A 26,268-nucleotide genomic window follows, 5' to 3' on the forward strand; every position below is an offset into this window, starting at 1 on the left:
CGAGGTTCTTCACACGCCGGAAACAACCCGTCACGTGTCGGAAATCGAGGGGTGTCGGTGCAGGAAACAGCGGCCCACCAAGCTCTCGGCCAACCGGCGTACGGGCGACGCTGCCCCGGAAGCCGCGAAGGAGGGAACTTCACCTTTAGGAGGCCAGCGTGCCTGAAGCACCGACGATCGACGGCGGCAACACCGTTTGGCTGCTGGTTTCGACCGCTCTCGTGCTGCTCATGACCCCGGGACTGGCGCTGTTCTACGGCGGCCTCAACCGGGCCAAGGGCGTGCTCAACATGATGATGATGAGCTTCTCCGCCATCGGGCTCATCTCTGTTCTGTGGTGGTTCTACGGTTTCAGCATCGCCTTCGGGACCGACGTCAACGGTTTCTGGGGCGACCCCGGTGCCTACCTGGGCACCAAGACCTTCCTCGCCGAGACCGACCTGTGGGGCGCCACGGCGGAGAACCCCAGCGGCATCGGCGTCCCGCTGTACGTGTTCATGGCGTTCCAGATGGTCTTCGCGGTGATCACCGTCGCGCTGATCAGCGGCGCGATCTCGGACCGGGCCAAGTTCGGCGGCTGGCTGCTCTTCGCCTTCGGGTGGGCCACGCTGGTCTACTTCCCGGTGGCGCACTGGGTGTGGGGTGGCGGCATCATCGGCGCCAAGATCCATGCGTTGGACTTCGCCGGCGGTACCGCGGTGCACATCAACGCCGGTGCGGCGGCCCTCGCCGTCGCCCTGGTGCTCGGCAAGCGGCTCGGTTGGCCGCGTGAGGGCATGAAGCCGCACAACATCCCGCTGGTCGCGCTCGGTGCCGGTCTGCTGTGGTTCGGCTGGTTCGGGTTCAATGCCGGGTCGGAGCTGACGGTCGACTCGGTCGCCGGGCTGGCCTTCATCAACACCCAGCTCGCCACCGCCGCGGCGGTGCTCGGCTGGATCGCGGTGGAGTGGATCAAGGACAAGAAGCCGACCATGGTCGGTGCCTCGTCCGGTGCCGTCGCGGGTCTGGTCGCCATCACCCCGGCCTGTGGTTTCATCGCCCCCTGGGCGGCAGTCCTGCTCGGCATCGTCGCCGGTGTGGTCTGCGCGCTGGCCATCAGCCTGAAGTACAAGCTCGGCTACGACGACTCGCTCGACGTGGTCGGCGTGCACTTCGTCGGTGGCTGGATCGGGTCGCTCTGGCTCGGCCTGTTCGCCACCAACTCGGTCAACGCCGCGATCAGCGACGTGGTCGGTGCCTCCGACGGCCTGTTCTACGGCGGCGGCGTCACCCAGTTCGGCCGCCAGGCCCTCGCCGGCCTGATCGTGACCGTCTGGTCGTTCGGTGTCGCCTGGGTGCTCGCCTTCGTCATCGACAAGACCATCGGGTTCCGGGTCAAGGCCGACGACGAGGTCGAGGGCATCGACATCTCCGAGCACGCGGAGAGCGGCTACGACCTGTCCCCGAGCACCGGCGGCGCCGGTGGCGGTGGTGGGGCGTTCGCGATGGCCGGGCTCACCCCGGCCGGCGCGAAGCCGGCCTCCCCGGGGGCACCCGAGCCGGCCGGCGCGCCGGTGGACGAGAAGGTCGCGCGTTAACGTTCGGAGAATGGAGGGCTTGGACATGAAGCTGGTGACCGCGGTCATCAAGCCGTACCAACTGGACGCGGTGAAGGAGGCCCTGCACGCCCTCGGCGTTGCCGGTCTGACCGTCAGCGAGGTCCAGGGGTACGGACGTCAGAAGGGGCACACCGAGGTCTACCGGGGTGCCGAGTACACGGTCGAGTTCCTGCCCAAGATCCGGGTCGAGGTGCTCACCGACGAGATGGACGTCGACAAGGTGGTCGACGCGATCGTGGCCGCCGCCCGGACCGGCAAGATCGGTGACGGCAAGGTCTGGGTGACCGGCGTGGAAGAGGTCGTCCGGGTCCGTACCGGCGAACGCGGCCTCGACGCCCTGTAGGAGGACCTACCAGATGACCCCGTCGACCACGAGGAACGCGTCGGACGACACCGGCGACGGAGACAGGAAACTCGTGGTCGACGGGGTCATCGGGGTCCCCGCAGGAATCGGGGAACCGGCCCGGGTGGGGCGCGCGGATGCCTTCGACGGATGGCTGCGCGGATTGCTGCCGGGGCGGGAGGGCATCGCGCTGATCGCCGTCGGCGGCCTCGGCCGTCGACAGTGCGCCCCGTACGGCGACCTCGATCTCGTGCTGCTGCACGCCGGGGTGGCCGGGGTGGACGAGTTGGCCGCCTCGCTGTGGTATCCGATCTGGGACGCCGGGGTCCGCCTCGACCACTCCGTGCGTACCCTCGCCGAGGCGCTGTCGGTGGCCCAGGACGACGTCAAGGTCGCTCTCGCCCTGCTCGACGCCCGCTTCGTCGCCGGTGACCGGGCCCTCGCCGACACGCTCACCCGCACCGCCACCGACCACTGGCGGCGGACCGCCGTCCGCCAACTGCCCGCCCTGCGGGAGATCACCGACCTGCGCTGGCGTACCCACGGCGAGCTGGCCTTCCTGCTCGAAGGCGACCTCAAGGAGGCCGCCGGCGGACTGCGCGACGTGGGCATCCTGCGGGCCATCGCCACCGCCGGGATCACCGACGCGCTGCGTCCCGCCGTCCGCGCCGCCCACCTGCGGCTGCTGGACACCCGCGACGCCCTGCACCAGCAGGTGGGCCGCCGGGTCGACCGGCTGGTCGCCCAGGAACGCGCCGGGGTGGCCGCGCTGCTCGGCCTGCGCCAGCCGGCGTCCGAGGTCGCCGACCCCGGGGCGCGGGCGGAGGCCGGCGACGGTGACGCCCTGCTGCGTCGGGTCGCCGGCGACGCGCGCACCGTCAGCCACGCGCTCGACGACGCCTGGCGGGCCGCCGACCGGCTCCGCTCCGGCCGCCGCCGAGGCGCCGACGGCCGGCCGCTGCGCCGCCCGGTGGCCCGGGACGTGGTCGAACACGACGGGGAGCTGGTGCTCGCCCGGACCGCCATCGGGGCCCGCCCCGACCCGAGCCTGTCGCTGCGGATCGCCGCCGCGGCCGCCACCAACCGCCTGCCGATCGCGCGGGCCACCTGCGAGTGGCTGGCCGCGTACTGCCCGCCGCTGCCTGCGCCCTGGCCGCCGGCCGCCCGGGCCGCGTTCATCACCCTGCTCGGTGCCGGCCCCGGCCTGGTGCCCGCCTGGGAGACCTGCGACCGGTACGGCCTGGTCGACGGCTGGCTGCCCGAGTGGACCCGGCTGCGCAGCCTGCCGCAGCACAACCCGGTGCACCGGTTCACCCTCGACCGGCACCTCGTGCAGACCGCGTACGAGGCGAGCCGGCACACCCGCGACGTCGAACGCCCGGACCTGCTGCTGATCGCCGCGTTCCTGCACGACATCGGCAAGGGGCTGGACGGCGACCACTCGACCGTCGGCGCGCCGCTGGCCGAGGCGGTGGCCGCCCGGATCGGCCTGCCCGCCGGGGAGGCGGCGTTGATCGGCACGCTGGTGCGGCTGCACCTGCTGCTGCCCGACGTGGCCACCCGCCGCGACCTGTCCGACCCGAAGACGATCGCCGGTGTCGCCGAGCGGGTCGGTGACACCACCACCCTGGAGCTGCTGCACGCCCTGGTGCTGGCCGACGCCACCGCGACCGGCCCGGCCGCCTGGTCCGGCTGGAAGGGCCGGCTGATCGCCGAACTGGTCGCCCGGGTGCGGACCACCCTGGACACCGGCGTGGTACCCGCCCCGCCGGCCCCCGACCCGGCGCTGGTCGCCGGGCCGCTGCCCGTCGTACACCTGACCGAGGACCGGGTGGCGGTGGCCGCGGCCGACCGGCGGGGGCTGCTCGCCACGGTGGCCGGCTGCCTGGCCCTGCACCGGCTGGACGTGATCTCCGCGGACGCTGCGACGGTCGACGGCCGGGCCCTGGTCGAGTGCCGGGTGCAGCCGCGCTACGGGCTGGCCCCGGACCCGATCGCGCTCAGCGCCGACCTGCGCCGCGCGGTCGTCGGCGACGTCTCGGTCACCCAGCGGCTGCGCGGCCGGGCCCTGGCCGCGCGGAGCGGGGGCGCGGCCCCCCGGGTCGTCTGGCACCGGGAGGCGGCCACCGACGCGGTGCTGCTGGAGTTACGGGCCGCCGACGCGGCGGGTCTGCTCTACCGGGTCGCCTGCGCGCTGGACGAGGCGGGGGCGCAGGTGCGCGCCGCCCGGATCTCCACTCTCGGCGGCGACGTGGTCGACGCGTTCTACCTGGTCGGTGGCTGGCCGTCGGACGAGCAGCGGGCCAGCGTCGAGACCGCCGTCCTCGCCGCGGTGTAGGACCGCGCCGCGACGGCGGCCCGACACGGTGCTTGTCCACGGGTGGACGCCCGGCGGCAGCGGGGTGCGCCCAGCGCAGTGTGGACGACCCGGTGCTGGCCGCTTCCGCGCGGTGCGGTGCGGGGCGTGCGGGGCCGCAGCGGGCGCGGGGCCGGCGGGCTACCCTAACGGTGGGCTGGACAGCCGGCCCGGCTGCATTTGTGCCCGCCGATGACGACAAACGGGATGTTCGCGTGTTTGACACCTTGAGTGACCGCCTGTCCGGAATCTTCACCAAGCTCCGCGGCAAGGGCCGGCTCACCGACGCCGACATCGACGCCACCGCGCGCGAGATCCGCCTGGCGCTGCTGGAGGCGGACGTCGCGCTGCCGGTGGTCAAGGGCTTCATCACCAACGTCAAGGAGCGGGCCCGCAGCGCGGAGGTCTCCCAGGCGCTCAACCCGGCCCAGCAGATCGTCAAGATCGTCAACGAAGAGCTGGTCACCGTGCTCGGCGGCGAGGGGCGGCGACTCCAGTTCGCCAAGCAGCCGCCGACCGTGATCATGCTGGCCGGCCTCCAGGGTTCCGGCAAGACCACCCTCGCCGGCAAGCTGGCCCGTTGGCTCAAGGCCCAGGGGCACCAGCCGCTGCTGGTCGCCGCCGACCTCCAGCGTCCCAACGCGGTCGGGCAGCTCCAGGTGCTCGGTGGCCGCGCCGGCGTCGAGGTGTACGCCCCGGAGCCCGGCAACGGCACCGGCGACCCGGTGCAGGTCGCCCGCGCCTCGATCGAGCACGCCAAGCGGGCCGCCCGGGACATCGTCATCGTCGACACCGCCGGCCGGCTCGGCATCGACGCCGAGATGATGCAGCAGGCCGCCGACATCCGCGACGCGGTCGACCCGGACGAGGTCATCTTCGTCATCGACGCGATGGTCGGCCAGGACGCGGTCCGCACCGCCGAGGCGTTCCGCGACGGCGTCGGCATCACCGGCGTGGTGCTGTCCAAGCTCGACGGCGACGCCCGGGGTGGCGCGGCGCTGTCGGTGCGGGAGGTCACCGGCCAGCCGATCCTGTTCGCCTCCACCGGCGAGAAGCTGGAGGACTTCGACGTCTTCCACCCCGACCGGATGGCCAGCCGGATTCTCGGCATGGGCGACGTCCTCACTCTGATCGAGCAGGCCGAGGCGGCCTTCGACACCGATCAGAAGGAGAAGATGACCGCCAAGCTGATGGGCGGTGAGCAGTTCACCCTGGAGGACTTCCTCGACCAGCTCATCGCGGTGCGGCGGATGGGCCCGATCGCCAACGTGCTGGCGATGATGCCCGGCATGGGGCAGATGAAGGACCAGCTCGCCGAGCTGGACGACAAGCACTTCGACCGGGTCACCGCGATCATCCGGTCGATGACCCCGACCGAGCGGAGCAACCCCAAGATCATCAACGGGTCCCGGCGGGCCCGCATCGCCGGTGGCTCCGGGGTCACCGTGATGGACGTCAACCAGCTGCTCAACCGCTTCGCCGACGCGCAGAAGATGATGAAGCAGATGGGCGGCATGATGGGCCTGCCCGGCGGAGGCCGTCGCAAGGCCACCAAGTCCCCCAAGAACAAGCGCAAGGGCACCAAGGGTGGCAACCGGCCGCGCAGCGGTGCGGGCGCCGGGCTGCCGGGCGGCTTCCCGGGTGGCATGCCGCAGCTGCCGCCGGGGATGGACCCGAACGACCTGGCCGGCGGGCAGGGCCTGCCGCCGGGCTTCAAGCTGCCGAAGATCGACTTCAACAAGCTCGGCAAGGGCGACAGCGGGCCCCGCTGAGGCGTGTCGGTGACGGTGGGCGACGATTCGGATGCCTGGTGCGGTTGTCGCCCCCTGGAAGGAGATGTCATGACCGCAGCCCGGATCCTGCCCGAACGGCACGAGTGGACGGTCGACGACCTCGGCGACCTGCCGAAGGACCTTCCGTACGAACTGATCAACGGAAAGTTGATCGTGCCGTCGCCGACTCTGCTGCACCAAGACATGTGCGTCGAGCTGCTGCTCGCGCTTCGAGTGAACTGCCCGAGGGAATACCAGGTCGGAATCGATCTCTCGATGCGGGTGGACCGACGCAACGAGCCCCGGCCGGACGTCGTCGTGGTCCGGCGGGGGAACGCTACTCGTAGCCCGCTGCCCGTCGAGGACGCCCTGCTCGCCGTGGAGGTGGTCTCGCCCACCTCCACCTTTCGCGACATGTACGACAAGGCGAAGGTGTACGCGCACGCCGGGGTCCGCTCGTACTGGGTGGTCGACCCGCTCCAGGAGCGGATCACGCTGACGGAGTACGCACTCGGTCCCGGTGGCCGCGACTACGAGCAGATCACCCACACCGAGGACCTCTTCGTCACCGAGTCGCCGTGGAAGGTCTCGGTCGACCTGCCGGCGCTGACCGCCCGGAAGAACGACCTGCTCGCCCCCGAGGGGCCGTGATCGGGTAGGACTGTGCGCATGGCTCTGCATGTGCGCGGTGTGCTCCTGCCCGACGACGAGGTCCGGGACATCTGGCTCGACGGCGACCGGGTCACCTTCGACCCGGTCCCCGGCGCCCGGACGGTCGCCGACACCGGATTCGTGCTGCCCGGCCTGGTCGACGCCCACTGCCACCTCGGCATCGCCCGGGGCGGCACCCCGATCACCTCCCTCGACCAGGCCCGTACGTTGGCCCGGGTGGACCGCGACTCCGGGGTGCTCGCGCTGCGCGACGCCGGCTCGCCGTACCCGTACCCCCAGCTCGACGCCGAGCCGGACCTGCCGCGACTGGCCCGCGCCGGCCGGCACGTCGCCCCACCCAAGCGCTACCTGCGCGACATCGGGCTGGAGGTCGGCGCGGCGGAGGTGGCCGCGGCCGTGGCCGCGCAGGCCGCCGCCGGCAACGGCTGGGTCAAGCTGGTCGGCGACTGGATCGACCGGGGAGTCGGCGACCTCGCGCCGGCCTGGGACCCCGACACGATGACCGCCGCCGTGGCCGCCGCGCACGCCGCCGGGGTCCGCGCGGCGGTGCACACGTTCAGCGAGTCGGCCGTGGAGATCATGGTGAAGGCCGGGGTGGACTCGGTGGAGCACGGCACCGGGCTGAGCCTCGACCTGATCGACCTGATGGCCCGGCAGGGCACCGCGCTGGTCCCCACGATGATCAACATTCGGACCTTCGGGGGCATCGCCGCCGCGGCCCGCCCCAAGTTCCCCGGGTACGCCGACCACATGCTCGCCCTGCGCGACGGTTTCCCCGAGGTGGTGCGCGCCGCCCACGAGGCCGGGGTGCCGATCTACGTGGGCACCGACGCGGGCGGCGGCATCGACCACGGGCTGGCCGCCGAGGAGATGCTGCTGCTGCACCAGCAGGCCGGCATGTCCGCCGTCGACGTGCTCGCCGCCGCCTCCTGGCGGGCCCGGGAGTGGCTCGGCTTCCCCGGCCTGGTCGAGGGCGGCCTGGCGGACCTGGTCGTCTATCCGCAGGACCCCCGCCGGGACCTGGCCGTGGTGCGCACCCCCAGCCGGATCGTCCTGCGTGGCCGGGTGGTCCGCTGACCGGCGCGCGGGACGGCGCAGGCGCGCCCGATGACGTCGACGTCGGGCGGGGCGCATAGGATGTGCGGTCATGGCTCGCGTGCTCACTCCCCGTGCGGAGGATTTTCCCCGCTGGTACCAGGACCTGATCGCCAAGGCGAAGCTGGCCGACAACGGCCCGGTCCGGGGGACCATGGTCATCCGTCCGGCCGGCTACGCCATCTGGGAGCGGATGCAGGCCGAGATGGACGCCCGGATCAAGGCGGCCGGCGCGGAGAACGCCTACTTCCCGCTGTTCATCCCGGAGAGCTACCTCAAGCGCGAGGCCGAGCACGTCGAGGGCTTCTCGCCGGAGCTGGCGGTGGTCACCCACGGTGGTGGCAAGCAGCTCGCCGAGCCGGTGGTGGTGCGCCCCACCAGCGAGACGGTGATCGGCGAGTTCATGGCCAAGTGGATCGACTCCTACCGGGACCTGCCGCTGCTGCTCAACCAGTGGGCGAACGTGGTCCGCTGGGAGCTGCGCCCGCGGATCTTCCTGCGCACCAGCGAGTTCCTCTGGCAGGAGGGGCACACCGCGCACGCCACCCGGGAGGACGCCCGCGCCTACGCCCGCAAGATCCTGCACGAGGCGTACGAGGATCTGATGGTCAACGTGCTGGGCATCCCGGTGGTGGTCGGGCTGAAGACCACCCGGGAGCGCTTCGCCGGGGCGACCGCCACCTACACCTGCGAAGGCATGATGGGTGACGGCAAGGCGCTCCAGTTGGGCACCAGCCATGAGCTGGGGCAGAACTTCGCCAAGGCGTTCGACATCAGCTACTCCTCGGCCGAGGGTGGCCGGGAACACGCCTGGACCACCTCCTGGGGCACCTCGACCCGGATGCTCGGCGGCCTGATCATGGCGCACGGCGACGACAACGGTCTGCGGGTGCCGCCGAGGCTGGCCCCGATCCAGGCGTACGTCATGATCGTCAAGGCGGGCGACGGCGTGGGCGAGGCGGCGGCCAAGCTGCGCGATGCGCTGCGCGACGCCGGTGTCCGGGTCGCGCTCGACGACCGCACCGACACCGCGTTCGGCCGCCGGGCCGTCGACGCCGAGCTGCGCGGCTATCCGGTACGCGTCGAGGTCGGCCCCCGCGACCTGGCCGCCGGCAACGCGGTCGTGGTCCGGCGCACGGACGGCTCGAAGGCGCCCACCCCGGTCGCGGACGTGGTCGGCGCGGTCCTGGCGGCCCTGGAGGCCGACCAGCAGGCGCTGCACGACGAGGCGCTGGCCCACCGGCGGTCCCGCACCGTCGAGGTGTCGACCCTCGCCGAGGCGATCGAGGCGGCGGCCAACGGCTGGGCGATGGTGCCCTGGTCGGCCGTCGGCGTCGCGGGCGAGGCCGAGGCCAACGGCCAGGGGGTCACCGTCCGCTGCCTGCTGCGGGCCGACGGCTCCGTCCCGGACAACGAGGACGAGCCGGACCTCACCGCCATCCTGGCCCGCGCCTACTGAGCGGCCCACGGCGGCTCCCGGGGGCCGCAGGCCCGGCTCCCGGGTCGCCGACCGGCCGTGGGTGCGGCGACACGCGTCGCTACGCAACCCGCCCACCGGATCCGGCTGCCCCGTTCGTCGCGGGTACGCCGTGAACCGGCTGGACTGTTCATCCCGGGCGCACCGTCGCCCGGAGAGGCTGCCGGGGCCCCGGCATGGCAGTGGGGCCGGGAGCGCCGGAAGCCCGTCCAGACCTGTGGAGGTGTGGTGCGTTTCGCGCCAGGTCAGCTGATCATGCACCGGAACGTCCGGCACGGCCGGATCGGGTGGGTCCGGGCGGCCCGGGTGGTCCTCGACGACGACCGGGGACTGCTGCTCTGGGTGGCCCGGGACACGCCGGTGGCGCACGAGGTGTCCGAGGCGGGCCTGGGCATGCGGGCGATGCCGTTCACCGAGTGGATCGCCTCGTCCTACCGGCTGGCCCGGGGTCGGTGGAACGGCCCACCGCTGCTGGAGTTCCTGCCCACCGGCGCGGCCCACTCGGTCTGGTTCTTCCGCGACGCGCAGGGCCGCTTCGCCACCTGGTACGTCAACCTGGAGGAGCACGGCGTCCGGTGGGACGACGGGTCGGTGGCCGGGGTGGACGTGGTCGACCAGGACCTGGACGTGGTGGTCCGTCCCGACCGCAGTTGGCAGTGGAAGGACGAGGACGAGTTCACCGAGCGGCTCGCCTTCCCCGACCACTACTGGGTGACCGACGAGAAGGCGGTCCGGGCCGAGGGGGCACGGGTGATCGCCCTCGCCGAGGCGGGGGAGTTCCCGTTCGACGGCACCTGGTGCGACTTCGTCCCGCCGGCCGACTGGACGTCCCCGACGGAGCTGCCGCCCGGCTGGGACCGGCCACCCGTACGCTGAGTGTGTCCTTACCCACTCGGACCGCGCCCCCGTGCGGGGGAAGGTTGGGCCCGCCCGGCGGGCGCGGCGCTGGCCCGCCGCGCCCGCCGGGCGGGCCGATGTGAGCATCCCGCGGGCGATCTGGCAGAATGGGTCGCTGGTATCCGGCGCGCGTTCGGCGCCCTCTAACCCGGGCGCGTCGCCAGTCCATCGAGCAGTCTCCGGCCCAACCCCACTGTGCCGGTCGACGCTCACCCGTGCACCGCCCGTAGCCGGGTCGGTGAAATCGCAACAGGAGCGAAACAACTGTGGCCGTAAAGATCCGGCTCCTGCGGATGGGTAAGATCCGCAACCCGCAGTACCGCATCGTCATCGCGGACTCGCGCACCAAGCGCGACGGTCGCGCGATCGAGTTCGTGGGCATCTACCAGCCGAAGGAAGACCCCTCGATCATCGAGGTCAAGTCGGAGCGGGTCCAGTACTGGCTCTCGGTCGGCGCGCAGCCGAGCGAGGCCGTCCAGCGGCTGCTGGAGCTGACCGGTGACTGGCAGAAGTTCAAGGGCCTGCCGGCCCCGCCGCCGCTGAAGGTCGCCGCCGAGCGCGCCGACCGCAAGGCGGCGTACGAGGCCGAGGCGAAGGCCGCCGCCGGCCTGGCCCCGGAGACCCCGGCCAAGCCGGCCCGCAAGGCCGCCAAGGCGGAGGCCCCGGCCGAGACCGAGGCCCCGAAGACCGAGGCCCCGAAGACCGAGGCGCCGGCCGAGGTCCCGGCCGCTGCTGCCGACGCCGGTGAGCAGGCCTGACATGCCGCTGCGTCCCGCCCTGGAGCACCTGGTCAAGGGGATCGTCGACCACCCGGACGACGTGCGCGTCCGCATGGTCGACTCCCGTCGGGGCAAGCGGCTGGAAGTCCGCGTGCACCCGGAGGATCTCGGCACGGTGATCGGGCGGTCCGGCCGGACCGCCAAGGCGCTGCGTCAGGTGATCGGCTCCATCGGAGGACGCGGGGTACGCGTCGACATCGTCGACTCGTACTGATGCTGCTCATCATCGGCAGGATCGGCAAGCCGCACGGCCTCCGCGGTGAGGTCACCGTGGAGGTGCGGACCGACGAGCCCGAGGCGCGGTTCGCCCCCGGCGCGGTGCTCAGCACCGAGCCGGGGGCGACGCCCCGCACCGGGCTCCCGCGGGAGGCCCGGGCGTCGACCCCCGAGCCGGCCGCCACCCCCGAGCCGGGGGTGGCGTACGAGGTCCCCGACGAGCTGACCATCGAGGCGGCCCGCTGGCACCAGGGCCGGATGCTGGTGGCCTTCGAAGGGGTGCTCGACCGGGAGACCGCCGAGGCGCTCCGCGGCACCCTGATCGGGGTGGACAGCGCCTCCGTCGCCGCACCGGAGGACCCGGAGGAGTTCCACGACCACCAGCTGGTCGGCCTCGCCGTGGTCACCCCGGCCGGGGAGCACCTCGGTGAGGTGGTGAAGATCGACCACGCGCCCGCCTCCGACCTGCTCGTCCTGCGCCGCCCGCAGGGCGGCACCGCGTTGATCCCGTTCGTCAAGGCGATCGTCCCGGAGGTCGATCTCGCCGGCGGACGCGTCGTCGTCGACCCGCCGGCCGGTCTGCTCGACCTCTAGACCGGAAGCCACCCACATGCGCGTCGACATCGTGTCGATCTTCCCGGAGTACTTCGCCCCGCTGGACCTTTCCCTGATCGGGCGGGCCCGGGAGCAGGGTCTGCTCCGGTTGGCCGTACACGACCTGCGGAGTTGGACCCACGACGTGCACCGCACGGTCGACGACACGCCGTACGGCGGTGGGCCGGGCATGGTGATGCGGCCGGAGCCGTGGGGCGCGGCGCTGGACGCGTTGGCCCCCGACGAGTTGGCTCCGGACGGCCTGACCCTGCCCCGGCTGCTGGTGCCCTCCCCGGCCGGTGCGCCGTTCACCCAGGCGATGGCGCACGAGTTGGCCACCGAGTCGCACCTGCTCTTCGCCTGCGGCCGGTACGAGGGCATCGACCAGCGGGTGCTCGACCACGCCGCGACCCGGCTGCGGGTCGCCGAGGTCTCGCTCGGCGACTACGTGCTCTTCGGCGGCGAGGTCGCGGTGCTGGTGATCCTGGAGGCGGTCATCCGGCTGCTGCCGGGGGTGCTGGGCAACGCCGGTTCGCTGGACGACGAGTCGCACGCGCACGGTCTGCTGGAAGCCCCGATGTATACCAAGCCGGCGAACTGGCGGGGGCACGAGGTGCCCGAGGTGCTCCGCTCGGGCGACCACGGTCGGATCGCCCGCTGGCGGCGCAACGAGGCGCTGGCCCGGACGGCCACCCGGCGACCCGACATGCTCGCCGCGTTGCCCCCGGAGATCCTGGACAAACGGGACGTGGCGGCGCTGGAGCGGGGTGGGTTTCCCCTGCCCTCGGGGGATGTGGCAAAGTAGAGGGGTTGCCGCATCCGTCCGCGCCCGTGGGCGGCTGCGAGGATTCCCGACCGGGGTCGGCCCCGCCGACCACCACCGGGGATCAGAATCACCCATCCGCGCACCGACTGACGGTGCGCCGTGAGCATCACGAGGACGCAGCGATGAACATCCTGGACGCCCTTGACGCCCAGTCGAAGCGCACTGACCTCCCCGACTTCCGTGCCGGTGACACCGTCAAGGTGCACGCGCGGGTCGTCGAGGGCAACCGGTCCCGGGTCCAGATCTTCCAGGGCGTCGTCATCCGCCGCCAGGGTGACGGTCTGCGCGAGACCTTCTCGGTCCGCAAGGTCAGCTTCGGGGTGGGCGTGGAGCGGACCTACCCGATCAACGGCCCGGGCATCGACCGGATCGAGATCGTGACCCGCGGTGACGTTCGCCGGGCCAAGCTCTACTACCTGCGTGAGCTGCGCGGCAAGAAGGCCAAGATCAAGGAGAAGCGGGAGAAGCAGCCCAGCTGACTTCCCGTTCGCCATGCCGCCTGAGCTGCGCGGATGTCGTATCGAGCAGAGCGCATTACGCTGATCGGTACGGGCGCAGTCCGGCAGGTGGTGTCGCGACCCAGGTCGCGGCGCTCCGATCGTCCACCGCCGCCCGTGGGGCCTCGACGAGGCTCCCGGGCGGTAGTGTCGTTTCTGCGGACCGGGGAGTGGCGTGGTGCAGGTGCTTGACTCGAACGACACGGCCGACCCTTGGCGTCGGCGGACCCGACCCACCCGTCGGCAGATGCCCCTCTGGCAGGAGTTGCCACTCCTGTTGATCGTGGCCTTCTGTCTCGCGGTGCTGATCCGCACCTTCCTGCTCCAGGCATTCTTCATCCCGTCCAGCTCGATGGAGGACACCCTCCTCATCGGCGACCGGGTCCTGGTCAACAAGGTCGTCTACGACGTGCGGGACCCGCTGCGCGGCGAGGTGGTGGTGTTCCGGGGCACCGACAAGTGGGTCGCCCTGGAGAGCCCTGCGCCGCCGGCCGGTGCCGTCGGCAGGATCGGGCGTACCCTCGGCGACCTGATCGGCGTGGGCCGCCCCGGCGAGAAGGACTTCATCAAACGGGTGATCGGGTTGCCCGGCGACCGGGTCAAGTGCTGCGACGACCAGGGCCGGGTGCTGGTCAACGGCATCCCGCTGGACGAACCGTACGTGGTGCGCGACTCCCCGCTGGACGTGCCGCCGAACCCCAAGGAGTGCCGGTCCCGGCGGTTCGACGAGGTGGTCGTACCCCCGGATCAGATCTTCGTGATGGGCGACCACCGGCTGGTCTCCCAGGATGCCCGCTGCCAGGGCCCGGTGCCGATCGACAACGTGGTCGGCCGGGCGTTCATGGTGGTGTGGCCGTCCTCCCGGTGGGCGTCGCTTCCGGTGCCGGCCACCTTCGAACGGGTGGCCGACTCCGCCGCCGCGCCCAACGCCCCGGCACCGGTCCGGCCGACCCCGACCGGTGACGTGGTCCTGCTCCTCCCGGTCGCCGCGCTGCTCGCGGCCGTCGTCCGCTCCGGGCGACGGGTGTGGCCCCCCGGCCCCGGCCGGTCCGCAGGTTCCGGCCGACCACCACACCTGCGCCGGGAACGGCTGCGGCGTTCCGGCTGGCCGGGACACCTCCGGCGTTCCGGGCGGCCCGTTCGGCTCCGGCGACGTAGGCTCCACCCGTGATTGACGAGCAGACCGACAAGCCGCGCAGTTCCTTCTGGAAGGAGCTGCCCATTCTCCTGGGCGTCGCGATTCTGGTGGCGGTGCTGGTCCGCGCATTCGTGCTGCAGACCTTCTTCATCCCGTCACCTTCCATGGAGAACACTCTCAAGATCGACGATCGGGTGCTGGTCAACAAGCTGGTCTATGACTTCCGCTCACCGCACCGGGGTGAGGTGGTGGTGTTCAAGGCGCCGACCGAGTGGAGCGGCAACCCGGACGGCGAAGACTTCATCAAGCGGGTGATCGGGGTCGGCGGTGACCACGTGGTCTGCTGCGACGCGCAGGATCGGCTGACGATCAACGGGAAGTCCCTCGACGAGCCGTACATCTACTCCGCCAACGGTCAGCAGGACAAGCCCGCCGACCAGGAGTTCGACATCACCGTCCCGACGGGACGGCTCTGGGTGATGGGTGACCACCGTTCGGCCTCCGGCGACTCCCTGGAGCACTGGCAGCAGTCCGGCCGCAACATCGACAGCGCCACCATCCCCGAGGGTGAGGTGGTGGGTCGGGCCTTCACCGTCTTCTGGCCGTTCGACCGGGCCACCTGGCTCACCGTGCCGAAGTCGTTCGACGGGATTCCCCAACCCTGACCGGGGCGAGACCACCGGGGCGTGGCCGAGCGTCGGGGCCGTCTGGCAGGCTGATGCGGTGACCGTCTTCCACCCCCGTCGTGCGGCCCGCGTGCTGCTCGTCGACGCGTCCGACCGGGTGCTCCTCTTCGAGGGCATCGATCCGGCCCGTCCGGGCCACCGGTACTGGTTCACCCCCGGCGGCGGGCTCATCCCGGAGGAGTCCCCGGCTGCCGGGGCGGCCCGGGAGTTGGCCGAGGAGACCGGGCTACGGCTCACGCCGGCCGAGCTGGGCGGGTCGGTCCGGTCCGAGACGATCGAGTTTCCCTTCGACGGCGTGTGGTACCGCCAGGAACAGGAGTTCTTCGTGGTCCGGGTGCCCGCCTGGCAGGTGGACACGGCCGGCTTCGACGAGATCGAGCGGGCCAGCGTCACCGGACACCGCTGGTGGTCGGCGGCCGAACTGGCCGACACCGCCGAGCGGTGCTATCCCGCCGACCTGGCGGTCCTGCTGACCCAGGTGCTGACGGCGGCCCCCGCGTCGGAGGCGTCGTGCTGACCCCGCCGCGCACGGTGGTGCGCCGCGACGGTGGGCTCTACGCGCTGGAGCGGGCTCTGCAACGCCGCGGCTTCCGGCATGTCGCGGGCGCGGACGAGGCCGGCCGGGGAGCCTGCGCCGGCCCGCTGGTGGCCGCCGCCGCGGTGCTCCCCGAGGGACGGCGCGGCGAGATCGAGGGGCTGGCCGACTCCAAGCTGCTCACCCCGGCCAGCCGGGAGCGGGTGTACGCCGAGGTGGTCGCCCGTGCCCTGGCGTACGCGGTGGTGGTCATCCCCGCCGAGGAGGTCGACGCCCGGGGGCTGCACGTGTGCAACCTGGCCGCGATGCGCCGGGCCCTGGCCTCGCTGACCACCCGACCGGAGTACGTGCTCACCGACGGCTTCGGGGTGGACGGGTTGGACGTGCCGGGGCTGGCGGTCTGGAAGGGTGACCGGGTGGCGGCCTGCGTGGCGGCGGCCAGCGTGCTGGCCAAGGTCACCCGGGACCGGATCATGGTGGAGCTGGACGGACGCCACCCGGGCTACGGCTTCGCCGAGCACAAGGGGTACGCCACGGCCGAGCACACCGAGGCGCTGCGGGAGCGCGGTCCCTGCGTGGAGCACCGGTTCTCGTACGTCAATGTCGCTGCCGTCTCCGGCCGGGAGGGTGCCCCGCCCCGGGCCCGTCGGCCGCTCGGCGCAGCCGCTCCCGAGCCGATGGAGCGCTCGGGCCCGGCAGGGGGTACCGTCGGCGTGGCGTTGGGCGAGCAGCCTCGGCCTCCGGCACCGGTGGGGGAAGATGTGGTCATGGAAGGCGGAGTGCGATGAGCGCGGAAGATCTCGAGAAGTACGAGACCGAGATGGAGCTGCAGCTCTACCGGGAGTACCGCGACATTGTCCGTCAGTTCTCCTACGTGGTGGAGACGGAACGCCGGTTCTACCTCGCCAACCAGGTGGACCTGCACGTGCGCAACTCCGACGGCGAGGTCTACTTCGAGGTCGAGATGCACGACGCCTGGGTCTGGGACATGTACCGCCCGGCCCGCTTCGTCAAGAACGTCCGGGTGATGACGTTCAAGGACGTCAACGTCGAGGAGTTGGAGAAGCCCGACATCTCGCTGCCCGCCGACTCGGGCTTCGGTAGCTGACCCCCGCCCCGCGTCGGCCCCCGCCGCCGACGCCGGGCCGGGGCCCGTCCCGCCGCCGGCCTCACTCCCCGACGACGAGCACGTCGACCCGCTGGATCAGGTTGTTGGCGAAGCCACCCCGGTTCCAGGGTTGCTCCACCGGCTGGGTACGCCCCGACGCGTCGGTCGCCCGCGCCCCCAGCGAGTAACGGCCGGGCTGCGGCGTCCACTCGTACCGCCAGCGTCGCCAGGACCACTCGCCACCGGTCGGCGGGTCCAGGGTGGCCGGTGTCCAGCTCACCCCGCCGTCGGTGGTCACCTCGACCACCACCACCGGGCCGTGCCCCGACCAGGCACGTCCGTCCACCGTGCACGGTCCCGGACGCAGCACCCTGCTGCGGGACATGAAGTCCGGGAAGCCCGGCGGCCGGACCAGTGCCCGGGGCTCGATCCGGGTCACCGGCACACCCGGGTCGTCGGCGTCGCGCCGCAGCCGGTAGGCCACCGCGTTCTGGTAGCCGTCGAACTCCCCGGTCAGCACGCTGATCGCCCGCAACCACTTGACGTGCGCCATGCCGTACCAGCCGGGGACGATCAGCCGCAGCGGTGCGCCGTGCTGGGGCAGCAGGGGAGCGCCGTTCATCTCGTACGCCAGCAGCACCTCGTCGCGCAGCGCGTCGGCGACCGGCAGGGCCCGCTGGTAGTCCTGCTCCACCCCGCGCTCGACGCCATGGTCGGCACCGGTGAACACCACGTCCACCGCCTCCGGCGCGATCCCGGCCTCGCGCAGCAACGGCGCCAACGGGGTGCCGGTCCACTCGGCGTTGCCCGCCGCCTCCACCAGCCACGGCTGGCTGACCGGACGGGGATGTAACAGCGCTCGACCGTTGCCGGCGCACTCCATCGCGACCCGGCGGGTCACCCGGGGGCGTTCGCGCAGCTCGGTCAGCCCGAGCCGGAGCGGCTGACCCACCGCGCCGTCCACGGTCAGCGTGTGGGCCACCGGGTCGAGGTCGGGGATGTCGTAGTGGATGAGCAGGTAGTGCAGGCCGGCGGGGGTGACGTCGTAGCGCAGCGCTTCGAGCGGGATGCCGTGGTTGCGGGCGGCCAGTTGGAGCTCCTCCGGGCTGATCGCCTCATCCGCCCCGGCGACCCGCGACGGTCGGCTCACCTCGTCCATGGTCATCGGTGGCCTCCCGGTCTGCGCCCGCCTGCGATGCCGCCAGCCTAGACCGGTGGATCGTCCGCAGCCTCGCCGTCTTAGCAGATCATCGGGCCGGGCGGGCGTTCTCCACAGTCGGTCCCGTCATCCACAGCGGACAACCGGTCCGTGGCGTCGGTCCGTCGGTCCCGACATGCTGCGGTGATGCGCACAGGACTGCGGCAGGCGGTGGCCCTCGGGACCGCCGTGCTCGTGATCGGCTCCCACTGGCTCCCCGGGCGGTCCACCCCACCACCATCCGCCCCGGTCCGGGTCGTGCCGGCACCGGTGTTCCGGTGGCCACTCGACGGCCCACCCCGGCCGGTACGCCGGTTCGACCCGCCTCCGCTGCCGTGGCTTCCCGGCCACCGGGGCGTGGACCTGGCCGCCGCGCCCGGTGCCACCGTCCGGGCCGCCGGGGCCGGCACCGTGCTCTTCGCCGGCATGGTCGCCGGCCGGCCGGTGGTCACCGTCGGCCACCCCGGGGGTCTGCGGACCACCTACGAGCCGGTCCATCCCGAGGTGCACCCCGGGGACGTCGTGGCGCTCGGTGCACCACTGGGAGCGCTGCTGGGCGGGCATCCTGGCTGCTCCACGGCGGGGGCTTCCACCCCGACCGGAGGGTGTCTGCACTGGGGGGCCCGCCGGGACCGGGAATACCTCGATCCGCTGGCCCTGCTGGGGCTCGGCCCGGTCCGCCTGCTACCGGTGACGGCACCGGTCGAGGCGGTCATCCCCGGCGACGACGGGTCCCGCCGGGACGGCGACGCCGACGGTCGGTGGGCCCGGGCCGGCAGCTCCGGCTTCGAGGGTCGGCCGGTCCGGGACGATCCCGACGCAGACCACCGGCTGGTCCGGGTCGGTGACTCCGACGCCGGCCGACGGTGGGGCCAGGGGCCGGACGGGGTCATCCGGCGGGACGGGTGGGCACCCTGCCGGTGCGGTCCGCGCCCCGGCAGGGGGACGGTTCACCCCTCGGCCAACAACGCCGGCAGCCGGGTCGCCAACCGGTCGTACTCGTCGGGGGTGTTGTAGACCTGACCGCAGAGCCGGAGCCAGCCCCGCCCGTTCCAGGCCATCACCGACACCTCGGCGGCGAGCCGGTCGGCGATCCGGGCACGCAACGCCCCCGCACCCTCCAGCGTGCCGGCGACGCCCGGTGGCAGCGGCACGATCCGCATCGCCACCCCCGGCCCGCCCGGGTCGGGCAGGTCGGCCGGCGGCACCCCGAGCGCGTCCCCGACCACCCGCTGCCCGTACGCGGCCAGTGCGGCGTTGTGCGTGCGGACCCGCTCCACGCCGATGCTCCGCAGCGTGTAGAGGCCGGCCGGGGCGCTCAGCCAGCCGGTGTAGTCGAGGGTGGCCTGCCATTCGACGTTCCCCGGGAAGCCGCTCGGCTGCTGCCAGGACACCACCAACGGCTCGATCCGGTCCCGCCAGCGTGGGGCGACCACCAGGACGGCGGTGCCGCGCGGGGCGTACCCCCACTTGTGCAGGTTGCCCACCCAGAAGTCCGCCCCGATCGCGTCCACCTGGACCGGCAGCATCCCGGGCACGTGCGCGGCGTCCACCAGCACGGAAATGCCGTGTTCCCGCGCCACGGCCACCAGCGCGGCGACCGGCAGCACCCGGGCCGTGGCCGAGGTGAGCTGGTCGATCACCAGCAACCGGGTCCGCCCCGGGCGCAGCCCGGCCCGGACGATCTCCACGAGCTGCGCTTCGGTGGCCGACAGGGGCAGATGCAGGCTGCGGGCGGTCGCACCGGTCCGCCGGCACTCCCGGGCGACGGAGTAGTTCACCGCGCCGTACCCGTGGTCGGTGCCGAGCACCTCGTCGTCGGGGCGCAGACCGAGTGACTGGAGGGCGACGGCCACCCCGGTGGTGGTGTTGCCAACCAGGGCGGTGCCCTCCGGATCGGCGCCGAGGAAGGCGGCCAGGTGCCGCCGGGTGTGGGCGAGCCGCTCGGTCAGCGCCTGGCCGAAGAAGCGCTGCGGGTTGGCTTCCATCTCGTCGCGCAGTCGCTGCTGGGTCCGCTGCACCCCGAGCGGCACCGCGCCGAACGCGCCATGGTTGAGATAGCTGACCGAGGGGTCGAGGGTGAAGAGCAGTCGGGCCCCGGGAATCGACTCGGGCGGCGGCGGGACGCTCATCCGGTGATCGTAGCCGGCACGCCGGGGACCGGCGGACCGATCGTCGCCGGTCACTGCGGCCCGTTGTCGTCCTCGTCCCCGTCAGGCCCGCAGGTGCCGCCGGCCGGGGCCGGTCAGGCCCGGGGGTGCGCCTGGCGGTAGGCGGCGCGCAACCGTTCCACCGACACGTGGGTGTAGATCTGGGTGCTCGCCAGGGACGAGTGCCCCAGCAGCTCCTGCACCGCCCGCAGATCCGCGCCGCCGTCCAGCAGGTGGGTGGCCGCCGAGTGGCGCAACCCGTGCGGGGTGGTCGGGGGCAGCCCGGCAGCCCGGGCGTAACCGGCGACGATCCGACGGGCCATCGTCGGATGGAGCCGGCCACCCCGGGCACCGAGGAACAGGGCCCGGTCGGAGTCCGGGCCGGCCAGTGCGGGCCGGCCGACCGCCAGCCACCGGTCGACGGCCCGCTGGGCCGGTAGCCCGTACGGGACCGTCCGCTCCCGGTTGCCCTTGCCGAGGACCCGGATCACCAGGCGTTCGTGGTCGACGTCCGTGGCGTCCAACCCGCACACCTCGCTGATCCGTGCACCGGTCGCGTAGAGCAGTTCGAGCAACGCCCGGTCACGTAACAGCACCGGATCGTCCGCCGTGGCCTCCTCCGGCGCACCGGCGCCGCCGGCACCGCCCGGTGCGGAAGGCCCGCCGTCGCCCGGGGCCTCGACGAGGGTGGCGGCCTGGTCGGCGCGGAGCACCACCGGCAGCTCCCGACGGGCCTTCGGGGTGGCCAGCGGGGCGGCCACGTCCGTGGCCAGCAGACCGGACCGGTGCGCCCAAGCGCTGAAGGTACGCACCGCAGCGGCCCGCCGGGCCGACGAGCTGTGCGCCGCGCCTGTCGTCCGCTGCTTCGCCAGCCAGCTTCGCAACACGCTCAGCTCCAGGTCGGCTGGCGCGGCACAGCCCATCCGGACGGCATGGTCGAGCAACGAGACCAGGTCGGCCACGTACGCCCGGACGGTGTGCGCGGACCGGTTGCGCACCTGGGCGAGGTGGGCGGCGAACTCGTCCACCGCGTCCCGCATCGCCGGCGGCAGCGCCTGGTGGATGACCCGGGTGCCCGCACCGCGTCGACTCATCGACCCGCCTCCGCCAAGGTCGACCGGTGGCGGCACCCGCAGGGCGGCGGTGACCGACGGGGGAGCGAGCGGTCGTCCGGGGCCACCCGCCCAGCTTACGGACGCCGGCGGGTAGGGCGACGGGTCAGGCGAACGTGTTGGCCACGGCGACCCGGGCCGGATCCGGGTCGGCCCAGCTCCAGTTCGGGTGGGCGCGGTTGGTGAGCAGCACCAGCACCCGGCGTCGGTCGGGTTGGACCAGGAACGAGGTGCCGGTGAACCCGGTGTGCCCGTAGGTGGTGGGCCGGGCCAGCTTGCCCATGAACCAGGGCTGGTTGAGCACCACGCCGAGGCCGTGGTCGGAGGTGCGGCCCGGTCGGTCCGGGTCGACGGCGGGCAGCCCGGTGTTGGCGTTGCGCAGCATCCGGGCGACGGTGCTCTCGGCGAGGATCCGCTTCCCGCCGTAGCTGCCGCCGTCGAGCAGCAACTGCCCGATGACCGCCACCTCCTCGGCGGGGGCGAAGATGCCGGCGTGGCCGGCGATGCCGCCGAGGTGGTTGGCGACGTCGTCGTGCACCACGCCCCGCAGCAGCCCCCGGGAGGAGCGGGCATCGGTGGCGACCAGCCGGTTGGCCCGGTCGGCCGTGCCGAGCCAGGTGTTGGGGTTGAACCCGGTGTAGCGCAGCCCCAACGGCGTGGTCAGGTGGGTCTTCAGGGCCCGGTCGAGGCTGAGCCCGGTGACCTTCTCGACGATCTTCCCGGCCACCATCAGGCCGACGCTGGAGTAGCGGAACACGGTGCCCGGGGTGGTGCCACTGACCAGGGGCGTGGTCAGCACCGCGCGCCACCGCTCGGCCATCGTCGCGTAACCGGTCACCTTGGCCCCGACCGGCAGACCGCTGGTGTGGGCCAGCAGCATCGCCACGGTGACGGTGGACTTGCCGGCGCCGGTGAACTCGGGCAGGTAGCGCACCACCGGCGCGTCCAGGTCGATCCGGCCGCTGTCGACCTGTTGCAGGGTGAGGATCGCGGTGTAGACCTTGGTGAGCGAGGCCAGGTCGAAGATCGAGTCGGGACGCATGGCGACCCGCTTCGCCGCCGGCAGCAGCACCGGGCCGGCGTCGTAGCGCAGCGCCTCACCGACCGCCAGCTGGTCGGTCGGCTCACCGGCGGTCATCGCCAGCACCACCGCCCCGGCGTACGTCGGGTGCTTCGGGTTCTCGGTGGTCGGCTGGAGGTAACGCTGGAGCGCCACGGTGAGGGTGCGCGGCTTGCTGGCCGGGACCGGGGCGGTGCCCCGGGCTGCCGCCTTCGGCCGGCCGGCCGCCGCAGCACCCTGGCCGCCCTGCGCACCGTCGACCGGCGCGGCGGTGGCCCAGGAGCCGGCCGGCGCGGTGGGCGGGTTCTTGGCGCAGCCGGCCAACCCGAGGGCGGCGGCGAACCCGAGACCGAGCACGGAACGACGGGGAATCGACACGGCAGCGATCATCGCACCCTCTCAACAGTGTGATCGGTTGGATGACGCCCTTCGCGGCGGCGAACTTCACTACCTGGGGAGGGGTGGGTGGACGGGTGGACTGTCACGGTCCTCGTGCGGCCACCGGTCCTACCGACGGAAACTGGCATGGTGAAGGCTTCCAACCCCTGGATGCGGCTGCTCGTTGCGGGCTGGTGCTGCTCTGCGCCGGCCTACGGACGCCCGACGTTCTCGCCGAGCGAAGCTGGCGTTCGTGGGTCGTCCTGCCTTCGTGAAAGCGCGGTGGGAAATGCTGGCCAGGGGAGACCACGATTCCCCTGGTCGGAACACCAGCGCCTGAGATCCTCGTACTTCGGCGGGCCGGTCGATGCTGTCCGCCGGCCCCACCGGAGCGAGACTGCTCACCCGGGCATCCTCAACCCTTGGACGATTGCGGTCGGGTGAGGGCGTAGCCGTCGTCGCGGCGGGTCACCAGACCCAGCTCCTCCAGCAGGGCGAGTTTGCGCAACGCCGTCCGGACCGGCACGCCGGCCCGGGCGGCGAGCGCGTCCGCACCGATCGCACCGCGCCGGGGCATCGACTCGCGCAGCATGGCCGCCTCGTCGTCGAGGACGTCCGTCGGGCGGTCCGCGCCCCTGGCCGGTGGTGCCAGGTCCGCCCCGATCCGGCCCACCTCCTCCAACACGTGCGCGAGCCCGGTGACAAGTCGGGTGCGGTCGTATTCCCGCAGCAGTTCGTGCGCGCCGACGGACAGCGCCGAGGTGACCGGGCCGGGCACCACCATCGCCGGTCGTCGCAGGGCGATCGCGCGGTGCATGGTCTGGGCCGCGCCGCTGCGTGCCGCCGCCTCCACCAGCACGCTGCCCCGGGTGCCGGCGGCGATCACCCGGTTACGGATCAGGAAACGGGGACGCAACGGCTCCGCCCCCGGCAACCACTCGCTGATCAGCAGGCCGGTCTCGGCGATCCGGTCGAACAGCGCGGAGTTGCCCATCGGGTAGGGGCGGTCCACGCCGCAGGCCAGTACCGCCACCGTCACCCCACCCGCGTTCAACGCGCCCCGGTGAGCGGCGGCGTCGATGCCGAACGCGCCACCGGAGACCACCGTCCACTCCCGGTCGGCCAGGCCGTACCCGAGCTCGGTGGCGACGTGTACGCCGTACCCGGTGGCGGCCCGTGCGCCGATCACCGCCACCGAGCGGTCCAGCACCTCGCCCAACGGCCACCCGCCGCGTACCCAGATGCAGAGCGGTGGGGCGGTCTCCCGGTCGACCTTCCGGCTCGCCCCAGGCAGCACCAGCCCTTCCAGGTCGCCCAGCGGGGCGGGCCACTCGTCGTCCGGCGGGGCGATGATCCGCGCGCCGAGCCGGTCGGTGAGCGCCACCGCCTCGGCGGCTACCGCCCGGGGGTCACCCGCGTGCCGCCGGGCCGCCACCGCCGTCCGCAACGTCTCGTCGGGTGCGCCACCGTCGAGCAGCAGGTCCAGCGTGGCGACCGGACCGAGCCGGCCCACCAGCCGGTGCACCAACCGGGTGCCCGGCTCGGTCAGCCAGGTCAGCGCCACCCGGGCGTGCAGATCCTCGGTGCTGTTCACACTTCCTCCCCCGTCCTGAGCCCGGTGGCCTCCCGGACGTCCTCCTGATCGGGTCCGGCCCGACCGTCGAGATCGGCGATCGTCCAGGCGAGCCGGACGATCCGATCGAAGCCCCGGGCCGACAACGAACCCCGGTCGAGCCGTCCCCGCAGTTCGGCGGTGACCCGGGTGGCGAGCCGCCACGGCGGCCGGCGCAGCAACGGGCCGGGCACCTCCGCGTTGAGCCGGTGCCCGGTCGGGGCCCACCGCGCGGCGGCAGCCTTCCGGGCCACCGCGACCCGGGCGGCGACAGTCGGCGAGTCTTCGCCGTCGGGGTCGGTGCCCATCAGTTCGGCCGCCCGCACCGGATGCACCCTGATCTGGATGTCGATCCGGTCGAGCAGCGGGCCGGAGAGCCGGCCGAGGTACCGCCGCCGCGCCAGCGGGCTGCACTCGCACAGCGCGTCGCCCCCGGGCTTCGCGCAGGGGCAGGGATTGGCGGCCATGACCAACTGCACCCGGGCCGGGTACCGGGTGCTGCCCCTGGCCCGGGTCAGGTGGACGTGCCCACTCTCCAGCGGCTGGCGCAACGCCTCCAGGGCGCCCTTGCTGAACTCGGCGGCCTCGTCGAGAAACAACACCCCCCGATGGGCAAGCGACAGCGCGCCGGGCCGGGCCAGCCCCGAGCCGCCACCGACCAGCGACGGCACGGTGGCCGAGTGGTGCGGGGCCTGGAACGGTGGTCGGCGCAGCAGCCGGCCGTCCGGCGGCAGCGTGCCGGCGATCGAGTGCAGCGCGGTGACCTCCAGCGCGGCCTCGTCGTCGAGCGCCGGCAGGATCGACGGCAGCCGTTCGGCGAGCATCGTCTTGCCGGCGCCGGGCGGCCCCAGCAGGGAGAGGTGGTGCCCGCCGGCCGCTGCCACCTCCAACGCCCGCCGGCCCAGCCCCTGCCCGGCGACGTCGGCCAGGTCCGGCCCGGACGGCGTCTCGGCGGGAGTGGCGGACGGTGGCTCCAGCAGGGGAGTGCCGTCCCGGACGAAGGCGACGAGCCGGTGCAGGGTGTCCACGGCGCGAACGCGTACCCCGGGGATCACCGCCGCCTCGGCCGCGTTCCCCACCGGTACGACCACCCGGTCCAGGCCGGCGCGGACGGCGGCGACGACCATCGGCAGGACCCCACGGACCGGCCGGACCGTGCCGTCGAGTCCCAACTCGCCCAGGACCACCACCCCCTCCATCGGCAGCAGCGGCAGCTCACCGGCGGCACCGAGCAGGGCGACCGCGATGGCCAGATCGAACGCCGAGCCGTACTTGGGGAGCGTGGCGGGGAGCAGGTTGAGGGTGATCCGACGGTTGGGCCAGCGCTGGCCGGAGTTGACCACGGCCGCGCGGACCCGGTCCCGGGCCTCGTGCAGGGCGGTGTCCGGCAGGCCCGAGATGACCACCGCCGGCAGCCCTGGGGAGAGATCCGCCTCGACCTCGACCAGGTGTCCGGTGACCCCGACCAGTCCGACCGCGTGCACCTTGGCGTAGCTCACCGCGCCACCTCCGCCCAGCATCGCCCGGCGCGATGGTGGGGAGCCGGACGGGAGCCTCCCGCGCGCCGCCGGCCGGCCCGGCCCGGGGCGTCGCCGGTGGAAACCTCGACTACGAGGTCGGCGGCCATCAGAAGGCGCCCTTGAGGTGCTCGACCCGGGCCGGGCCGGCGGACGGCAGGCGGACCGACAGCACGTCGAAGCGCACCTCGTCGGCGGTCGTCCCGGTCTCGGCCAGCCAGCGGACGGCGAGCCCCCGCAACCGTCGGGCCTTGGCCGGGACGATCGCCTCGGCGGGGCTGCCGTAGGTGTCACTCCGCCGGGTCTTCACCTCGCAGAAGGCGAGGACCGGGCCGTCCCAGGCGATGACGTCGATCTCGCCCTCGCGGCAGCGCCAGTTGCGGGCCACCGGGCGCAGCCCGGCCCCGATCAGGTGCCGTACGGCGCACCTCTCGCCGTACGCGCCGACCGCCTGGTTCCGCTTCGTCATGCCCGTCAGGCTGCGGGTGGGGCCGGGATGGGCGCGACACCCGACGGCACGCCTGTGGACAACTCGACGCCCTGTGGACGACCGGACGATCAAGGCTCCGCCGTGCTATGTGATCTGCCGAAGCCCTGCTCACGGGGGTGGCGGCCGGGCGTCCGTCGAACCGTCCGATCGGTGCTGTCGGCC

The 26,268-nt window shown here is 73.1% G+C and carries 24 protein-coding genes and 2 pseudogenes; 19 read left to right on the top strand and 7 right to left on the bottom strand.

The features are described 5' to 3' along the window. Positions 1 to 158 precede the first annotated feature (158 nt). The 18 genes and pseudogenes from ACQP1S_RS07410 (at position 159) to ACQP1S_RS07495 (ending at position 16,589) form a co-directional block, all read left to right on the top strand. Positions 159 to 1,577, top strand: a complete 1,419-nt coding sequence (locus ACQP1S_RS07410) for an ammonium transporter (protein ID WP_432904514.1) — start codon at positions 159 to 161, stop codon at positions 1,575 to 1,577. A gap of 25 nt (positions 1,578 to 1,602) precedes the next feature. Next, positions 1,603 to 1,941 (top strand): P-II family nitrogen regulator, encoded by a 339-nt coding sequence (locus tag ACQP1S_RS07415; RefSeq protein ID WP_067307311.1) that lies wholly within the window; start codon positions 1,603 to 1,605, stop codon positions 1,939 to 1,941. A gap of 13 nt (positions 1,942 to 1,954) precedes the next feature. Continuing rightward, positions 1,955 to 4,279, top strand: coding sequence for a [protein-PII] uridylyltransferase (locus tag ACQP1S_RS07420; RefSeq protein ID WP_432904517.1), 2,325 nt, complete (start codon positions 1,955 to 1,957; stop codon positions 4,277 to 4,279). A gap of 233 nt (positions 4,280 to 4,512) precedes the next feature. Further along, complete coding sequence (ffh, locus tag ACQP1S_RS07425; RefSeq protein WP_432904520.1) at positions 4,513 to 6,069, top strand: signal recognition particle protein; 1,557 nt, start codon at positions 4,513 to 4,515, stop codon at positions 6,067 to 6,069. 69 nt (positions 6,070 to 6,138) lie between these two features. Continuing rightward, positions 6,139 to 6,720, top strand: a complete 582-nt coding sequence (locus ACQP1S_RS07430; protein ID WP_432904523.1) for a Uma2 family endonuclease — start codon at positions 6,139 to 6,141, stop codon at positions 6,718 to 6,720. A gap of 18 nt (positions 6,721 to 6,738) precedes the next feature. Continuing rightward, complete coding sequence (locus ACQP1S_RS07435; RefSeq protein WP_432904526.1) at positions 6,739 to 7,818, top strand: amidohydrolase family protein; 1,080 nt, start codon at positions 6,739 to 6,741, stop codon at positions 7,816 to 7,818. A gap of 70 nt (positions 7,819 to 7,888) precedes the next feature. Then, a complete protein-coding gene (gene proS / locus ACQP1S_RS07440) occupies positions 7,889 to 9,295 on the top strand; it encodes a proline--tRNA ligase (RefSeq protein ID WP_363667028.1) in 1,407 nt (468 codons plus the stop codon). 246 nt (positions 9,296 to 9,541) lie between these two features. Then, positions 9,542 to 10,189: a DUF402 domain-containing protein gene (locus ACQP1S_RS07445; RefSeq protein ID WP_432904530.1), complete on the top strand. Its 648-nt coding sequence runs from the start codon at positions 9,542 to 9,544 to the stop codon at positions 10,187 to 10,189. Positions 10,190 to 10,476: 287 nt separating this feature from the next. Further along, positions 10,477 to 10,968: a 30S ribosomal protein S16 gene (rpsP, locus tag ACQP1S_RS07450; protein ID WP_432904533.1), complete on the top strand. Its 492-nt coding sequence runs from the start codon at positions 10,477 to 10,479 to the stop codon at positions 10,966 to 10,968. Then, entirely contained in the window at positions 10,943 to 11,203 is a 261-nt protein-coding gene (locus ACQP1S_RS07455) for an RNA-binding protein (protein WP_172862164.1), read from the top strand. The genes rpsP and ACQP1S_RS07455 overlap by 26 nt, the downstream gene beginning before the upstream one ends. Before the next feature lie 2 nt (positions 11,204 to 11,205). Beyond that, complete coding sequence (gene rimM, locus ACQP1S_RS07460) at positions 11,206 to 11,799, top strand: ribosome maturation factor RimM (protein WP_176738976.1); 594 nt, start codon at positions 11,206 to 11,208, stop codon at positions 11,797 to 11,799. A gap of 16 nt (positions 11,800 to 11,815) precedes the next feature. Further along, positions 11,816 to 12,604 (top strand): tRNA (guanosine(37)-N1)-methyltransferase TrmD, encoded by a 789-nt coding sequence (trmD, locus tag ACQP1S_RS07465; RefSeq protein WP_432904536.1) that lies wholly within the window; start codon positions 11,816 to 11,818, stop codon positions 12,602 to 12,604. Positions 12,605 to 12,747: 143 nt separating this feature from the next. Next, on the top strand, positions 12,748 to 13,104 hold the full coding sequence (rplS, locus tag ACQP1S_RS07470; protein WP_091245871.1) for a 50S ribosomal protein L19: 357 nt from the start codon (positions 12,748 to 12,750) through the stop codon (positions 13,102 to 13,104). A gap of 193 nt (positions 13,105 to 13,297) precedes the next feature. After that, positions 13,298 to 14,119 (top strand): annotated as a pseudogene (lepB, locus tag ACQP1S_RS07475) (signal peptidase I); the annotation flags it as partial. Positions 14,120 to 14,289: 170 nt separating this feature from the next. Beyond that, positions 14,290 to 14,925, top strand: a complete 636-nt coding sequence (gene lepB / locus ACQP1S_RS07480; protein ID WP_432904540.1) for a signal peptidase I — start codon at positions 14,290 to 14,292, stop codon at positions 14,923 to 14,925. A gap of 58 nt (positions 14,926 to 14,983) precedes the next feature. After that, entirely contained in the window at positions 14,984 to 15,463 is a 480-nt protein-coding gene (locus tag ACQP1S_RS07485; RefSeq protein WP_432904543.1) for an NUDIX hydrolase, read from the top strand. Beyond that, positions 15,457 to 16,269, top strand: coding sequence for a ribonuclease HII (locus ACQP1S_RS07490; RefSeq protein ID WP_091245883.1), 813 nt, complete (start codon positions 15,457 to 15,459; stop codon positions 16,267 to 16,269). The genes ACQP1S_RS07485 and ACQP1S_RS07490 overlap by 7 nt, the downstream gene beginning before the upstream one ends. Further along, positions 16,266 to 16,589 (top strand): DUF2469 domain-containing protein, encoded by a 324-nt coding sequence (locus ACQP1S_RS07495; RefSeq protein WP_011905215.1) that lies wholly within the window; start codon positions 16,266 to 16,268, stop codon positions 16,587 to 16,589. Before ACQP1S_RS07490 ends, ACQP1S_RS07495 begins: the two co-directional genes overlap by 4 nt. Before the next feature lie 61 nt (positions 16,590 to 16,650). Here the strand turns inward: ACQP1S_RS07495 and ACQP1S_RS07500 are convergent, their stop codons facing one another. Continuing rightward, on the bottom strand, positions 16,651 to 17,754 hold the full coding sequence (locus ACQP1S_RS07500; RefSeq protein ID WP_432904550.1) for a sulfite oxidase: 1,104 nt from the start codon (positions 17,752 to 17,754) through the stop codon (positions 16,651 to 16,653). A 180-nt stretch (positions 17,755 to 17,934) separates the two neighbouring features. On the opposite strand from ACQP1S_RS07500, the pseudogene ACQP1S_RS07505 reads away from it, so the two are divergent. Then, positions 17,935 to 18,480, top strand: a pseudogene (locus ACQP1S_RS07505) (M23 family metallopeptidase); the annotation flags it as partial. 257 nt (positions 18,481 to 18,737) lie between these two features. Here the strand turns inward: ACQP1S_RS07505 and ACQP1S_RS07510 are convergent. From ACQP1S_RS07510 to ACQP1S_RS07535, 6 genes are all read right to left on the bottom strand, one after another. Next, the gene (locus ACQP1S_RS07510) at positions 18,738 to 19,919 is read right to left on the bottom strand and encodes an aminotransferase class V-fold PLP-dependent enzyme (RefSeq protein WP_432904553.1); all 1,182 of its coding nucleotides are present in this window, start codon (positions 19,917 to 19,919) and stop codon (positions 18,738 to 18,740) included. A gap of 113 nt (positions 19,920 to 20,032) precedes the next feature. Continuing rightward, the gene (locus tag ACQP1S_RS07515) at positions 20,033 to 21,031 is read right to left on the bottom strand and encodes a tyrosine recombinase XerC (RefSeq protein WP_091245892.1); all 999 of its coding nucleotides are present in this window, start codon (positions 21,029 to 21,031) and stop codon (positions 20,033 to 20,035) included. A 124-nt stretch (positions 21,032 to 21,155) separates the two neighbouring features. Beyond that, positions 21,156 to 22,487 carry a serine hydrolase domain-containing protein gene (locus ACQP1S_RS07520; RefSeq protein ID WP_432904556.1) on the bottom strand — a complete coding sequence of 444 codons (1,332 nt, stop codon included), beginning with the start codon at positions 22,485 to 22,487 and terminating at the stop codon, positions 21,156 to 21,158. Positions 22,488 to 22,902: 415 nt separating this feature from the next. Further along, complete coding sequence (locus ACQP1S_RS07525) at positions 22,903 to 24,081, bottom strand: DNA-processing protein DprA (RefSeq protein WP_432904559.1); 1,179 nt, start codon at positions 24,079 to 24,081, stop codon at positions 22,903 to 22,905. Beyond that, positions 24,078 to 25,598: a YifB family Mg chelatase-like AAA ATPase gene (locus tag ACQP1S_RS07530; RefSeq protein WP_432904562.1), complete on the bottom strand. Its 1,521-nt coding sequence runs from the start codon at positions 25,596 to 25,598 to the stop codon at positions 24,078 to 24,080. Before ACQP1S_RS07530 ends, ACQP1S_RS07525 begins: the two co-directional genes overlap by 4 nt. 127 nt (positions 25,599 to 25,725) lie before the next feature. Next, the gene (locus tag ACQP1S_RS07535) at positions 25,726 to 26,085 is read right to left on the bottom strand and encodes a YraN family protein (RefSeq protein WP_432904565.1); all 360 of its coding nucleotides are present in this window, start codon (positions 26,083 to 26,085) and stop codon (positions 25,726 to 25,728) included. Between the last annotated feature and the right edge of the window lie 183 nt (positions 26,086 to 26,268).

This window comes from Micromonospora matsumotoense (assembly GCF_050951065.1).
Taxonomy (GTDB): domain Bacteria; phylum Actinomycetota; class Actinomycetes; order Mycobacteriales; family Micromonosporaceae; genus Micromonospora; species Micromonospora matsumotoensis.

Excerpts from the sequence above, each read along its gene's own strand:
- ACQP1S_RS07415 (WP_067307311.1), top strand. The coding sequence starts at position 1,603 with ATGAAGCTGGTGACCGCGGTCATCAAGCCGTACCAACTGGACGCGGTG.
- ACQP1S_RS07420 (WP_432904517.1), top strand. The coding sequence starts at position 1,955 with ATGACCCCGTCGACCACGAGGAACGCGTCGGACGACACCGGCGACGGA.
- ACQP1S_RS07430 (WP_432904523.1), top strand. The coding sequence starts at position 6,139 with ATGACCGCAGCCCGGATCCTGCCCGAACGGCACGAGTGGACGGTCGAC.
- ACQP1S_RS07435 (WP_432904526.1), top strand. The coding sequence starts at position 6,739 with ATGGCTCTGCATGTGCGCGGTGTGCTCCTGCCCGACGACGAGGTCCGG.
- proS (WP_363667028.1), top strand. The coding sequence starts at position 7,889 with ATGGCTCGCGTGCTCACTCCCCGTGCGGAGGATTTTCCCCGCTGGTAC.
- trmD (WP_432904536.1), top strand. The coding sequence starts at position 11,816 with ATGCGCGTCGACATCGTGTCGATCTTCCCGGAGTACTTCGCCCCGCTG.
- rplS (WP_091245871.1), top strand. The coding sequence starts at position 12,748 with ATGAACATCCTGGACGCCCTTGACGCCCAGTCGAAGCGCACTGACCTC.
- ACQP1S_RS07495 (WP_011905215.1), top strand. The coding sequence starts at position 16,266 with ATGAGCGCGGAAGATCTCGAGAAGTACGAGACCGAGATGGAGCTGCAG.
- ACQP1S_RS07500 (WP_432904550.1), bottom strand. The coding sequence starts at position 17,754 with ATGACCATGGACGAGGTGAGCCGACCGTCGCGGGTCGCCGGGGCGGAT.
- ACQP1S_RS07510 (WP_432904553.1), bottom strand. The coding sequence starts at position 19,919 with ATGAGCGTCCCGCCGCCGCCCGAGTCGATTCCCGGGGCCCGACTGCTC.
- ACQP1S_RS07515 (WP_091245892.1), bottom strand. The coding sequence starts at position 21,031 with ATGAGTCGACGCGGTGCGGGCACCCGGGTCATCCACCAGGCGCTGCCG.
- ACQP1S_RS07535 (WP_432904565.1), bottom strand. The coding sequence starts at position 26,085 with ATGACGAAGCGGAACCAGGCGGTCGGCGCGTACGGCGAGAGGTGCGCC.